We start from the raw sequence: 13,790 nt of genomic DNA on the forward strand, positions 1-13,790 counted from the left end.
AGGGAGACCCGCATTCCATGCCCAAGACGGCCCGCACCCGCGATCCCAAGGAGCCGCCGGAGCCCAGCGCCGAGGACACCGCCGAGGCGCAGAAGCAGCCGAGCCCGCCGCCGCCGGACGACGCCGGCCTGCCGCGCCGCTGGCTTCTCATGGGCTTTGCCGTCGGATTCCTGCTGGCAGTCGGGCACATCTACCTGGCACTGTTCCCCGAACTGTCGGAACTGGAGCGCAACGCCTTCCACTTCGGCGGATTTGCCTTTCTGTGCGCCCTGTACTTCCCCTTCAGCAAGCGGGCGCGCGAAAAGGCACCCGCCTTCTGGCGCTGGGCCGACCTGGCGCTGGGGCTGGTGGCGGTCGCCGCCGCCTTCCACGTCGCCACCGCCGAAAGCGCCATCTACGACCGCGGCGTGCGGCTGACGGCGCTGGACTGGACGGCGGGCGTGGCGCTGATCCTGTGCGCCATCGAACTCACCCGCCGCGCGACCGGCTGGGTGATCCCCATCCTCATCGTCGCCTCGCTGTCCTACGTGGGCTGGTGGGGCCAGTTCGTCGAGGGCGTCTTCCAGTTCAAGGGCCTGACGTGGGAGACGGTGCTGTTCCGATCCCTCTACGGCGACTTCGCCCTGTTCGGGACCATTGCCAGCATCAGCTCCACCTACGTCTTCCTGTTTATCATCTTCGGCGCCTTCCTGGTGCGCTCGGGTGCGGGCGAGTACATCATCGACCTGTCGCGCGCCGCCGCCGGGCGCCTGGTCGGCGGCCCCGGCCTGGTGGCGGTCATCGCATCGGGCCTGACCGGCACCATCTCGGGCTCGGCCGTCGCCAACACGGCGTCCACGGGCGTCATCACCATTCCCATGATGAAGCGCGCCGGCTTCCCAGCGCGCTTCGCCGGCGCGGTGGAGGCCTCCAGCTCCACCGGCGGGCAGCTCATGCCGCCGATCATGGGCGCCGGCGCCTTCGTCATGGCCAGCTACACCCAGTTGCCCTACGAGCAGATCATCGCCGTCGCGGCCCTGCCCGCCCTGCTCTACTTTGCCTCCGTCGGCTTCTTCGTGCGCATCGAGGCGCGCCGCCAGGGCCTGCAACCCCAGGTCTACGAAGGGCCGGGCCTGTGGCAGACCACGAAGGAGCGCGGCGCGTCGTTCATCATTCCGATCATCGTGCTGATCGTGCTGCTGGTGAACGGCTTCACGCCCACCTATGCCGCCGCCATCGGCATCGCCACCGTCATCGCCGCCAGCTGGCTGACACGCACGCCCATGGGCCCCAAGGCCATCGTCGAGGCCCTGGCCCACGGCGCGCGCAACATGGTGATGACGGCGGTGCTGCTGTGCGCCGTCGGGCTGGTCATCAACGTCATCGTCACCGCCGGCGTCGGCAACACCTTCAGCCTGATGATCGCCGACTGGGCGGGCGGCAACCTGCTGATCGCCATCGCCCTGATCGCCCTGGCCTCGCTGGTGCTGGGCATGGGCCTGCCGGTGACGGCGGCCTACATCGTGCTGGCGACCCTGTCGGCGCCAGCGCTCCGCGACATGATCGCCGACAGCACGGTCATCGACATGATCGCCGGCGGGCAGTTGGGCGCCCAGGCGCAGGCGATCATGATGATTTCCGCCCCCGACGCCGCCGCCAAGCTGGCCGCGCCCATGCCGGTCGCCGAGGCGAAGGCGCTGCTGATGAACCTGCCGATGGAGATCCGGGCGGCCCTGCGCGACCTGGTGGTGGACCCGGCGGTGATGACGGCGGCGCTTCTGTCGGCGCACATGATCATCTTCTGGCTCAGCCAGGACAGCAACGTCACCCCGCCGGTGTGCCTGGCGGCCTTCACGGCGGCGGCCATCGGCAACTCCGACCCCATGCGCACCGGCCTTACCAGCTGGAAGATCGCCAAGGGCCTCTACATCGTGCCCGTGCTGTTCGCCTACACCCCGCTGTTGTCGGGCGACTGGGGCGCGGCGGTCGAGGTGTTCCTGTTCGCGCTGGTCGGCATCTACGGCATGGCGGCCGGCATGGACGGCTGGATGGAGGCACGGCTGCCGCTGCTGCTGCGGCCCGTCAGCTTTGCCGCCGGAGTCGCCTGCGTGTGGCCCGCCAACCTGCTGGTCGACGTCGCCGGCGTCGCGGTGGTCTTCTCCCTGTTCGCCTGGACGGTGTGGAAGAGCCGCCAGGGACCGGCGGCCCCGGCGGCGTCCCGCGCAGCCGGCTGATCAGCGCCGGAAGACGGCCACCACCTCCACATGGGCGGCCCAGGGAAACTGGTCGACGGGCAGCACGCTTTCCATGGCGTAGCCGCCGTCGACCAGAAGCCGGGCGTCGCGGGCGAAGGTGGCGGGGTTGCACGACACCGCCACCACCACGCCCGGCCCGTGGGCGGCCAGCTCCGCCGCCTGGGCCTGGGCGCCGGCACGCGGCGGGTCGAAGACCACCGCCGCGAAGCGCTTCAGCTCCTTCGCGCCCAGCGGCCGCTCGAACAGGTCGCGGTGCTCGGCCGTCAGCCCGTCCAGTCCCAACGCCGACACCGCGCCGACTGCCTCGGCCGCGCCCTCCGCCAGATGCACCACCCGCCCCGCCGCATGCAGGGGCAGCGCGAAGGTGCCGATGCCGCCGAACAGGTCCGCCACCGGCCCGCGCGGGGCCGTCTCCACCGCCCGCAGCACATGATCGACCAGCGCCGCCTCGCCCTCGCGCGACGGCTGGAGAAAGCCGCCCGCCGGCAGCGCCACCAGACGCCCGCCCAGGCGCACCTCGGGCAGGCGCCGCGCCGCGGCCGGCTCGGGCGGGCCTCCGTCGATGCGCAGCGACAGGCGGGCCAGGTCGTGCTCGGCGGCGAAGGCGGCCAGCCGCTCGCGCGTCTCCAGGTCCGGCTCCGCCCCCAGGTCGAGCACCACGTCGGCGCCCGTGTCGGTCAGCGTCACGGCGCAGTCGCCGCCCTTGCGCGGCAGCGGCAGGGCACGGATCAGGCCGCGCAGGGGCGCCACCAGGGCCCACAGGGGCTCTGTCGGCAGAAGGCAGCCTTCGATGGGCACCACGGCGTGGCTGGCGCGGGCGTTGAAGCCCAACACCGCACCGCCGCCCTGACCCTTGACCGCGAAGGTGGCGCGCCGGCGCGTGCCCGCCGGAAGCGACAGGGTCGCCGCCACGCCGCCGGTCTGCTCGGGCCCGAAGCCCCGGCGGGCCAGCGCCTGCACCACAAGGTCACGCTTCCAGGCCGCCAGGGCCTCGGGCGCCATGTGCTGTAGGGCGCAGCCGCCGCAGCGGCCGAAGTGCGGGCACGGCGGCTCCACGCGCTCGGGCGCCGCGGCCTCCACCGCCTCCAGCCGCGCCGCCCGGCCGTCGCCGCGGGGCTCGCCGGGACGCACCGTCACGCGCTCGCCGGGCAGGACGCCGGGAATGTAGAGCCGTTCTCCGCCGTCCGGCCGAGTCGCAATGCCGTCGCCGCGCGCCCCGATGGTGTCGACCACCACCGAAGTCGGCGCACCCGGCGTCGCCCGCTTCTGTCCACGCCTTCCACGATACGGTTTCTTCTGCGCCACGCGCCAATCCCCTCATAATCCTCAGGGCCTCCGAACCCTGTGGTTGAGCGGAGGCCGTCATTAAGTTGCAAAACAGCGCGGCTGCGGTGAAATTTTTGTGTCCCACTGCGCCGAAAGTTGACCCTGCTACCCCTGCTGGGAGATTAAACAGGGGCGGTTCCTTATAATCCCATCGCGGCCAGAAGCGGAGGCTCAGGTGTTCACCGGGCTCTCGAGCATGCACCAGGCGATCCAGCCGACCCGAGACAGCCACTTCGCCGGAGCCTTCGCCCGGCGCGGCGGCAGTCCGGTCGTGCTCGGCCCCCGCTGGTTGACCGTCGCGCAGATGCTGGACGTGGCGCTGCAACCCATCGTCAACATCCACACCGGCCGGTGCCTGGGCTATGAGGCGCTGGTGCGCGGCACCGATGCCGCCGGCTTCGAGTCCATCAAGGCGTTCCTGGACGCCAGCGCCGACGACGGATGCCTGGCCGAGATGGAGGTGTTGATCGCCGACCTGGCGGTGCGCAAGTTCGCCGCCCTGCATCATCACCGCGACCTGAAACTGTTCCTCAACGTCGACGGACGCACGCTGTCGCACCTCAACACCTACGGCCAGGGCCTGCGGCAGGTCCTGCGCGCGGCCCGGCTGACCGAGGGCGCCCTGATCATCGAGATCAGCGAGCACCACGCCGGCACCGCCGAACCCGAGGGACACGACACGCTGGCCACCCTGCGCGGCCTGTGCGGCAAGATCGCCGTGGACGATTTCGGCGCCGGCTATTCCGGCATGCCGCTGTTGTACTTCGCCCAGCCGGAATACATCAAGATCGACCGCTTCTTCATCGACGGCATCGAAAGCGACAGCCGCAAGAAGCTGTTTCTGTCGCACATGGTCAACGTCGCCCACCTGCTGGGCATCCTGGTGGTGGCCGAGGGCGTGGAGACCGAGATCGAGTTCTACATCTGCAAGGACATCGGCATCGACCTCGTGCAGGGCTTCCTGATCCAGCATCCGGTCACCGAGACCGGTGCGCTCGCCACGATTTACCCGGTGGTGGAGGCCATGGCGTCGCGCGACCGGCGCAAGGGCGGCTCGGGCGACCAGAAGCTCATCGCCCAGTGGATCGAGGCCATCGAACCCATCGTCTACGGCGTCGAGATGACCGCCGTGTTCGACCGCTTCCGCCAGGACAAGACATCCACCTTCTTTCCGGTGGTGGACGAACACCACGAGCCCTTGGGAATCATCCGCGAGCTGGACCTCAAGGACTACACCTATTCGCTCTACGGCAAGGAGCTGATGAGCAACAAGGCCTTCGGCCGCAAGCTGAAGGACTTCGTGTGGAAGTGCCCCGTGGCCGACATCAACACCAAGGCCGAAAGCATCCTCGACGTCTATTCGGCGGCCAGCGAGGACAGCGAAGGCATCATCATCATCGACGACAACAAGTACGTCGGGTTCCTGTCCGCCCGGTCGCTGCTGCGCGTCATCTCGGAAAAGAACCTGGCGCTGGCCCGCGACCAGAACCCGCTGACCAAGCTGCCCGGCAACAATCTCATCAACGAATATCTGGGCAAGGCGCTGGCCGAGGCCGAGGCATCCTACGTGGTTGCCTACATCGACTTCGACAACTTCAAGCCGTTCAACGACAAGTACGGCTTCCGCCAGGGCGACCGGGCGATCACGCTGTTCGCCGACATCATGCGGTCCGACCTGCCCAAGCAGGACACCTTCATCGGCCACGTCGGCGGCGACGACTTCTTCGCGGCCTTCCGCAACACGTCCTTCGAGACGGCCGAAGCCATGGTCCGCCACGCCATCGACCGCTTCCGCCACGACGTGGAAAGCTTCTACGACGAGGACGCGCGGCGCGAGGGCTTCATCATCGCCAAGAACCGCGAGGGCGAGATGCGCCGGATGCCGTTGCTGTCGGCCTCGGCGGCCATGGTGCTCATCCCGGCCGGCCACGCGCCGGGGTCGCTGGACGAGATCAGTTCGCTGATCGCGGAGTTGAAGAAGGAAGCCAAGGCCGCCCCGGACAGGCTGGCCGCGCGCGAAGTGCGGCCGGCGGACGTGGCGGACGCCTGACGCAACCGGGGCCGCGGTCCCTCTCCGCTGCCCGGAAATGCACATCGCCGGACCATGCGGCCCGGCGACGTGTCCCCCTCCCCGCCCCTCGGCGGAGCACGTATCGGCGCGTCAGTTGGAGCCGACGGCCTCCGGCGCCTGGCCGGCTTTGCCGGCTTCCGCCTTTTCCAGGCTGGTCAGGCCCAGGCGCGAGGCTGCCACGACCGCGCCTGTGCGGTTGGAGACGTTCAGCGCCTTGAGAATGGCGGTGACGTGCAGCTTCACCGTGCCTTCCGACAGGTTGAGAATGCGCGCGATTTCCTTGTTGGATTTACCCTGGCCGAGCAGTGCCAGCACCTCGCGCTGGCGCGGGGTCAGGGGTGTCGCGTCCAGGCTGAGGTCGGGACCGGCCATGGCATCGCGGCCGGTGACCGCGTTCTCGTCGATCAGCGCCGGCGGCAGGTAGACGCCGCCGGACATGACCAGCCGCAGCGCCGACAGCATCACCTTGCTGCTGCTCGTCTTCGGGATGAAGCCGGCCGCCCCCAGCCGCACGGCCTCCAGCACCAGGCGCCGGTCCTCCGACGCCGACAGGATCACCACCGGAACCTTGGGCAGGCGACGCTTGACGGCGCCCAGCCCCTCGCTCCACGGCATGCCCGGCATCACCAGGTCCAGCAGCACCAGGTCCAGGTCGTCTTCCTGGTTCGTTATTTCCAGCGTCTGGTCGTAGCTTGACGCCTCGATCACCGTCAGGTCGGGACCGAGGTCGCTCAGCACCAGCCGCAGGCCGTCGCGGAACAGCTCGTGGTCGTCAGCGATCAGGATCTTCAATCCGCTTCCCCTCACAGCATTGCCGCGCGTCCGTCGCGCGGGCACCGACGCCGCCGGCCCCGCCGGTCAGCCGGACGCCCCACCCCACGGGAGCACTCCGCGACACGGCAGCGTATGACCGTCTACGTCTTTGGACGGTTGAAGTCTACGCCTTCCAGTCCAAGATTGCGACCCCTAATGGCGGGTTCATGCACCGCAGCAATGTCAGGCCCGACGCGCCGGGGAGACTTTCCGACGGCGCACAGCGATAACGCGAGTCCGCGCACAAGAAGCTGTCCTTTGGTCTTATGACGTAAGGAAAAGCAGTAAACAGCGACGTTGACATGCGGAAGAATATGCCCGATCCACAATAATGGAGGCAGATACCCGATCAAAAGAATCGGGATCATGACCGCCAGCAAGAGCGCCGAACCTTTACGCTCGACACCGGCAGAAGCCGGGTCGCCGTGGGATGGCGCCGGGGAGGAGGTTTTTCGTCCATGTCACCCAGGGACGGGGCCCGCACACCGTTCACCCGCCTCGCCGCCGGCAGCAGGCTGAGGTGCGATGCTCAGACGCTGCAGGCCCTCATCGACAATCTGCCGTCGGGCGTAACGTTTTTCGGGGCCAACCTTGAGCTGATCGCCTGCAACGATCGGTTCCGCACGCTACTCGACCTGCCCGAGTCGCTTTTTGTCGACGGTATGCCGACGCTGGTCACCCTGGCCCGCCACCTTGCGGCCCGCGGCGAGTATGGCGACGGCGACCCCGAAATCCAGGTCCACGAGATGGTCGAGCGCTACCGCGAGATGCGCCCGCACGTCTACGAGCGCACCCGCCCCGACGGCACGGTGCTGGAGGTCCGCGGGGCGCCGCTGGCGCAGGGCGGCTTCGTCACCACCTACACCGACATCACCGACCGCAAGCGCGCCGAGGAGGAGGCGAAGCGCTACGCCTCGTACCTGGGCGCGGTGCTCGACAGCATGCCGCACGGCATCTCGGTCATCGACGAGCGCTTGAGGATCATCTTCGCCAACACCCGCATCGGCGAAATCCTGGACCTGCCGCCCGGCGCGTTCCGGCCCGGCGATCCGTTCGAGTCGGTGATCCGCCACAACGCCGAGCGCGGCGAATACGGCCCCGGCGACACCGAAGCCCAGATCATGCGCCGCATCGGCCTGGCCCTGAAGTTCGAGCCCCACCACTTCGAGCGCACGCGCCCCAACGGCCACGTCCTGGAGGTCCAGGGCACGCCGGTGGACATGGACGGCCGCAAGGTGGGCTTCGTGACCACCTACACCGACATCACAGAACGCAAGCGCGCCGAGGAAGAGGTGCGCCGCGCCCGCGACCTGATGACCGAGGCCATCAACGCCTCCGCCGCCTTCGTGTGGGAGCTGGACGCCAGCGGGCGCTACACCTATTCCCTCGGGGCCGAAAAGCTGCTCGGCTACACCGACGCCGAGATGGTCGGCCGCCGGTTCGGCACCTTCCACGAGGACTGTGCCGACCGCAGCACGGCCGGCGACCCGTCGGCCGGCACCCACGACGCCATCGCCCGCGGCGAGCCCTTCAAGAACGTGACCATCTGCCTGCGCCGCAAGGACGGCGCTACCGTCTACCTGTCTTCCAGCGGCCACCCCATTGCCGGCGGAGACGGGCACCCCTCCGGGTATCGCGGCGTCGACGTCGACGTGACCGAACTGACGGAAGCCCGCATGCAGCTGGAGCGCCAGGCCCTGCACGACCCGCTGACGGGGCTGGCCAACCGCCACAAGTTCCTGGAGCGCTTCACCCTCGAGTGCGAGCGCCAGCGCCGCTGGAACAGCCCGCTGTCGCTGCTGGTCATCGACGTGGACCACTTCAAGCGCGTCAACGACCGCCACGGCCACCTGGTGGGCGACGTGGTGCTCAAGCGCGTCGCCGCCCGGCTGGACGGCACAGTGCGCCGCACCGACCTTGTGGCCCGCTTCGGCGGCGAGGAGTTCATCGTCCTGCTGCCGGAAACCGACGCCGAGGGCGCCGCCGCCCTGGCCGAAAGCCTGCGGACCCGCATCCGCGCCGAGCCCGTGCGCGCCGAAGCCGGCGGGGCGGCCGTCTCGGTGACGGTGACGGTCTCCATCGGCGCCGCCACCATGACGGCGCAGCGGCCGCAGTCCTTCGACGACCTCATGGAGCGCGCCGACCGCGCCGTCTACCGCGCCAAGCACGGCGGACGGGACCGGGTGGAGTGCGCCGCCGCCACGCCGGCCGGCTGAGGGCCCTGCCGTGCCGCCGCCGACAATGGATGACAGCGCCGCCGCGACCGGCCATCATGCCGGCATGAGCCAGTCCGACCGCCCCGACACCCTGCCCGGCGATCTGGTCACCAGCGACCGCGAGGTGTTCGCCAACCACATGGCGCTGATCGCCAGCATGACGCGGGAGTTTTCCAGCTCCCGCGACAGCCAGGCCGTCAGCCGCCACGGGCTGGAGCGGATCACCACCTTCCTGGGCGCCGAGGCCTCCAGCCTGTTCCTGCTGTCCGACGACGGCCGCGACCTCCACTGCGCCGCCTGCTTCGGACCGGTGGACGTGACGGGCATGCGGGTGCCGCTGGGCCAGGGCATCGTCGGCCGCGCCGTCAAGCGCAACAAGACGCAGATGGTGCGCGACGCCCGCCATGATCCCGATTTCGGCGGCCAGGACATTGCCGAGGAAACGGGCTTCGTCACCCGGTCGGTGCTGGTCGCGCCGCTGTCGCTGGGCAGCGAGCGCCTGGGCGCCATCGAGATCATCAACAAGGCCGGCGGCGACGGCCTGTTCGACGAGCACGACCAGACCCTGCTGGAGGTGCTGGCGGGCTCGGCGGCGCTGGCCATCGACAACTTCCGCCTGACACAACGGCTGGTGGAGCAGGAGCGCGCCCGCCACGAACTGACCCTGGCGGCCGAAATCCAGCGCAGCCTGCTGCCGCGCCCGGCCAACGACGCCTATCCGGTCCACGGCATCAACGCGGCGGCCCGCATGGTCTCGGGCGACTTCTTCGACATCGTCGACTGCGGCGAGGAAGCCGGCCGCCCCGGCACCGGGCGCATCTGGTTCGCCATCGGCGACGTGTCGGGCAAGGGAATGAACGCCGCCATTCTCATGACCAAGACGGCCAGCCTGTTCCGCTGCCTGTGCAAGACCGTCGACAACCCGGGGCGGTTGCTGGCCTCCATCAACGCCGAGTTGTGCGAAACCGGCAGTCATGGCATGTTCGTCACCATGATCGCCGGTTATCTGGACCGCGAGACGGGGAACGTGGTGCTGGCCAATGCCGGCCACGAGCCGCCGCTCATCGTGCCCGCCGACGGCGGGGCCATGGACGCGGTGCCCGCCGAGGCGCCGCCGCTGGGCATTGCTGCCGACATCGTCGGACCCGAGGGCTATCCCGAGCATCCCCTGCACCTGGGCGACGGATCCCTCTACGTCTTCACCGACGGGCTGACGGAAGCCTACACCGCCGCCGAGGGCGACGCCGTGCTGGGATCCGAGGGCGCGCGCCGCCTGATCCGCCACGTCGCCGCCCTGCCCGCCGCCGACCGCCTGCGGGAAATCCTGGCGCGGGTGACCGTGCCCGGCCGGCCCCTGCGCGACGACGTGACCGTCCTGCTGGTACAGGGGAGCGCCGCACCGTGAGCCGTTCCGCTGATCCTGCCGCCTCCGCCCCGGCCGCGCCGCCGGCCCGGGCGCGCACCGCCGCCACCGACTCGGCCCTGCTCGCCCGGCTGCGGGTGCCGGCGCGGCCGCCGTCGCTGCGCATCGTCCGCCGCACGGTGCGCGAGGCCGCCCTGGTGGCCGGCGCCGACGCCGCCTGGGCCGACGACCTTGTGCTGGGTGTCGACGAGGCCTGCCAGAACGTGGTGCGCCACGCCTACGCCGACGCGGCCGAGACCGGCGACATGGTCATCGTGGTCCGCACCCACCCGCCGGCCGACGACGGCGTGACCGTCGACATCCTGGACTTCGCGCCCGCCGTCGACCCCTCCCGCGTGCGCGGCCGCGACCTGGACGACGTCCGACCGGGGGGCCTGGGCGTTCATCTCATTCACGCCGTGTGCGAGGAGGCCGGCTTCCAGCCGCCGCCCGATGGCGCAGGAAACCTGTTTCGCCTCGTCAAGCACTTTGCCAAACCGCCCGTTGACGGGTAAAACATTGATGCTTATGGGGAGATATGACGGTTGCTCGATGGGGGACAGACTGCATGACCGTTCACATCGCCGCGCGCGGACCCGCGACCGTGGCCGCCCTGTCCGGGGACGTGGACCTGGAACGTTCGCCGGCGGTGCGCCGCGCGCTGCTTGACGCCCTGCGCGACCGCCGGCCCGTCATCGTCGACCTGTCGCAGGTGACCTACATCGACAGCTCGGGCATCGCGAGCCTGGTGGAAGCCTACCAGACCGCGCGCAAGCAGGACTCGACGCTGGTGCTGGCGGCTGTCGCGCCGGCCGCCCTGCGGGTCATGCAGTTGGCCCGCCTGGACCGCGTGTTCACCATACGCGACAGCGTGGACGACGCTCTGGCGGCGCTCTAGGCGGAAGCGAAGGCGAAGGCGGCGGATAATGGCGACGGCGAAGCCGATCGAACAGCTGGAGCGGCTGGGCCGCGGCACGGTGGAGGCGGTCTCGGAGATCGGCTTCGGCGCGGTGCTGCTGGCGCAGTCCTTCATGTGGTTTGTCGTCGGCAAGGCGCGGCGCCAGCCTGTGCGCCTGTCCGCCATCGTGCGCGAGGCCATGGAAATCGGCATCCGCGCCATCCCCATCGTCTCCATCATGTCGGGCACCATCGGCATCATGCTGGCGATCCAGGGCATCTACAGCTTGCGCACCTTCGGGGCGGAAACGCAGGTGACCTACGGCGTCGCGGTTTCCATCGTGCGGGAGTTCGCGCCGCTGATCACCGGCATCCTGGTGGCCGGGCGATCCGGCTCCGCCCTCGCCGCGCGGATCGGCACCATGAAGATCAACCAGGAGATCGATGCCCTGGTGGTCATGGGCATCAACCCCGTGCGCTTCCTGGTGGCGCCCGCCCTGCTGGCCGCGGTGGTGATGCTGCCGGCCATCACCTTCCTGGCCGACCTGATGGGCCTTCTAGCGGCCGGAATATACATTGCCGCCGAACTGGAGATGACGCTGGCCGCCTACTGGTCCCAGGTGATCGACCTGGTGCGGCCGATAGACCTGTTCCACGGCCTGATCAAGAGCGTGCTGTTCGCCATCCTCATCGTGATGGTCGGCATCATCAACGGCGCCGGGGTGACCGGCGGGGCGGAAGGTGTCGGCCGGCTGACCACCCGGTCGGTGGTGCACGCCATATCCGCCATCATCATCACCGACATGCTGTTCGTCTTCGTGACCACCCGCTAAAGCCCTTCAGGACACAGCCCGCGTCATGGATCCGTCGCCCGCCTCCAGCCCCGAAGAGACGCCGTCCCGGCCGCCAGACGCGGCGGCGCGCGACGCCCGCCGCGACGATGTGGTCATTACGGTGCGCGACCTGGTCACCCACTATGGCGACCGCCAGATCCTGAAGAGCGTCTCGCTGGACGTTCATGCCGGGGAGATCCTGGTCATCATGGGCGGCTCCGGATCGGGCAAGTCGACGCTGCTAAACCACCTGCTGGGCCTGTTGCGCCCCACCTCGGGCGTGGTCGAGGTGCTGGGCAAGAACATCAACACCTCGCGCGAGAGCGAGCTGACCGAAATCCGCCGCAAGTTCGGCGTGGCCTTCCAGGGCGGGGCGCTGTTCTCCAGCATGACGCTGCTGGAAAACATCATGCTGCCGCTCTACGAGCACACCGACCTGGACCGCCGCACCATGGAGATCATGGCGCGCATGAAGATGGAGGTCGTCAGCCTCTCGGGCTTCGACGACCTGATGCCCGCGGAACTCTCCGGCGGCATGATAAAACGCGCCGCACTCGCCCGCGCCATCGTCATGGACCCGCGCATCCTGTTCTGCGACGAACCGTCGGCCGGCCTGGACCCGGTGGTGGCGGCGGCCATCGACGACCTGATCCTGGACCTGCGCGACGCCACCGGCATGTCGGTGGTGGTGGTCACCCACGAGTTGGAAAGCGCCTTCAAGATCGCCGACCGCATTTGCGTGCTCGACAAGGGCAAGGTGCTGACCATCGCGCCGGTCGAGGAGGTGCGCGCCAACCCCGACCAGCGCATCCAGAACCTTTTGAACCGCCGCACGGAGGAAGAGGAACTCGATCCCGAGGCCTACCTGCGCCGCCTGACCGGAGAGAAGGAACCATGATGCCGACCCGCCGTATCGACCATCCCGCCCGCCCCGCGCGGGTTGCCGGAGGCCGCCGCGCATGAGGACGTCGGCCATCAACTACGTGATCGTCGGCGTCTTCGTCCTGGCGGCCATCGTCGGCATCGTGGGCACCCTGGCGCTGCTGACCGGGCGGACGGGCGCCACCGACTCGTACTACACCATCTACGACAACGTCGGCGGCGTGAAGTTCGGCACGCCCGTCCTCTTCGAGGGCTACACCGTCGGCCAGGTGGAGGACGTTGAGCCGCTGATCACCGACGAGGGCACCAGGTTCCGCGTCGAGATGTCGGTGCAGGAAGACTGGCCCATTCCCGAGGATTCCAGCGCCGACGTGGTAACCAGCGGCTTTCTGGGCGGCATGATGATCAACATCACCGGCGGCGACAGTCCGGTGACACTGGAGCCGGGCTCCCGCATCCCCGGCCGGTCGCCCACCAACCTGTTCACCGCCTTGTCGGATATCGCCGGCCAGTTCCAGACCATGTCGGAAGAGACGCTGACGCCGCTGCTGCAGAACATCAACCGCACCGTGGAAGCCGTGAACGGCCCGCTGGCCGAACAAGCGCCGGACATCCTGCGCGAGGTACAGAAGATCACCGAGGAGATGGCCCGCCGCACGCCGGAACTGATGGGCAACCTGGCCGAGGCCGCGCGCAACCTCAACGAGGAACTGCTGAGCCAGGAAAACATCACCAGCCTGAACAACACCATCCGGAACGTGGAATCCACCAGCGCCGACATGGACACGCTGGGGACCGAGCTGCTGGAGATGCGCCGCGAGATCGGCGGGGTCATCGCCGAGGTGGACAGCCTGGTCGGCGACAACTCGGAAGAGGTCGACGCCGCGCTGTCGGACCTGCGCTACACCATGGGCACCATCGCGCGCGACATCGACAACATCACCTACAACCTGGAAGTCACCAGCCGGAACATGCTGGAATTCAGCCAGACCATCCGCCAGAACCCCAGCCTGATCCTGCGCGGGCGGGAGGCCGGGGAAAGCGGCCCGGGCACCTTCCAGTGACGGCCGGCGTTTCACAGGCCACAGACGGCTGAGCGGCCAAGAAGAACGAGCA

Annotated in this window: 11 protein-coding genes; 9 read left to right on the forward strand and 2 right to left on the reverse strand. The window is 69.2% G+C overall.

What is annotated here, in order from left to right; all coding sequences use genetic code 11:
- Positions 1-17: 17 nt before the first annotated feature.
- A complete protein-coding gene (locus LG334_RS18270) occupies positions 18-2,213 on the forward strand; it encodes a TRAP transporter permease (RefSeq protein ID WP_404380185.1) in 2,196 nt (731 codons plus the stop codon).
- On the opposite strand, the gene LG334_RS18275 is transcribed toward LG334_RS18270, so the two are convergent.
- On the reverse strand, positions 2,214-3,539 hold the full coding sequence (locus LG334_RS18275) for a class I SAM-dependent RNA methyltransferase (protein WP_404380187.1): 1,326 nt from the start codon (positions 3,537-3,539) through the stop codon (positions 2,214-2,216).
- 196 nt (positions 3,540-3,735) lie between these two features.
- Between LG334_RS18275 and LG334_RS18280 the strand changes: the two genes are divergently transcribed.
- Positions 3,736-5,610, forward strand: a complete 1,875-nt coding sequence (locus LG334_RS18280; RefSeq protein WP_404380189.1) for a bifunctional diguanylate cyclase/phosphodiesterase — start codon at positions 3,736-3,738, stop codon at positions 5,608-5,610.
- A 111-nt stretch (positions 5,611-5,721) separates the two neighbouring features.
- On the opposite strand, the gene LG334_RS18285 is transcribed toward LG334_RS18280, so the two are convergent.
- On the reverse strand, positions 5,722-6,423 hold the full coding sequence (locus tag LG334_RS18285; protein WP_404380191.1) for a LuxR C-terminal-related transcriptional regulator: 702 nt from the start codon (positions 6,421-6,423) through the stop codon (positions 5,722-5,724).
- A gap of 479 nt (positions 6,424-6,902) precedes the next feature.
- On the opposite strand from LG334_RS18285, the gene LG334_RS18290 reads away from it, so the two are divergent.
- The 7 genes from LG334_RS18290 to LG334_RS18320 all read left to right on the forward strand — a co-directional run bounded on the left by LG334_RS18290 (position 6,903) and on the right by LG334_RS18320 (position 13,738).
- On the forward strand, positions 6,903-8,660 hold the full coding sequence (locus tag LG334_RS18290; RefSeq protein ID WP_404380193.1) for a PAS-domain containing protein: 1,758 nt from the start codon (positions 6,903-6,905) through the stop codon (positions 8,658-8,660).
- A gap of 10 nt (positions 8,661-8,670) precedes the next feature.
- Complete coding sequence (locus LG334_RS18295; RefSeq protein ID WP_404380195.1) at positions 8,671-10,065, forward strand: PP2C family protein-serine/threonine phosphatase; 1,395 nt, start codon at positions 8,671-8,673, stop codon at positions 10,063-10,065.
- The gene (locus LG334_RS18300) at positions 10,062-10,577 is read left to right on the forward strand and encodes an ATP-binding protein (RefSeq protein ID WP_404380197.1); all 516 of its coding nucleotides are present in this window, start codon (positions 10,062-10,064) and stop codon (positions 10,575-10,577) included. Before LG334_RS18295 ends, LG334_RS18300 begins: the two co-directional genes overlap by 4 nt.
- Before the next feature lie 53 nt (positions 10,578-10,630).
- Entirely contained in the window at positions 10,631-10,960 is a 330-nt protein-coding gene (locus LG334_RS18305) for an STAS domain-containing protein (protein WP_404380199.1), read from the forward strand.
- A gap of 28 nt (positions 10,961-10,988) precedes the next feature.
- Complete coding sequence (locus LG334_RS18310) at positions 10,989-11,792, forward strand: MlaE family ABC transporter permease (protein WP_404380201.1); 804 nt, start codon at positions 10,989-10,991, stop codon at positions 11,790-11,792.
- 25 nt (positions 11,793-11,817) lie between these two features.
- Positions 11,818-12,690 carry an ABC transporter ATP-binding protein gene (locus LG334_RS18315; RefSeq protein WP_404380203.1) on the forward strand — a complete coding sequence of 291 codons (873 nt, stop codon included), beginning with the start codon at positions 11,818-11,820 and terminating at the stop codon, positions 12,688-12,690.
- Between the two features lie 61 nt (positions 12,691-12,751).
- Positions 12,752-13,738, forward strand: coding sequence for an MlaD family protein (locus tag LG334_RS18320; RefSeq protein ID WP_404380205.1), 987 nt, complete (start codon positions 12,752-12,754; stop codon positions 13,736-13,738).
- Positions 13,739-13,790 lie beyond the last annotated feature (52 nt).

Source organism: Caenispirillum salinarum (assembly GCF_044803115.1).
GTDB classification, from domain to species: domain Bacteria; phylum Pseudomonadota; class Alphaproteobacteria; order Rhodospirillales; family Rhodospirillaceae; genus Caenispirillum; species Caenispirillum salinarum_A.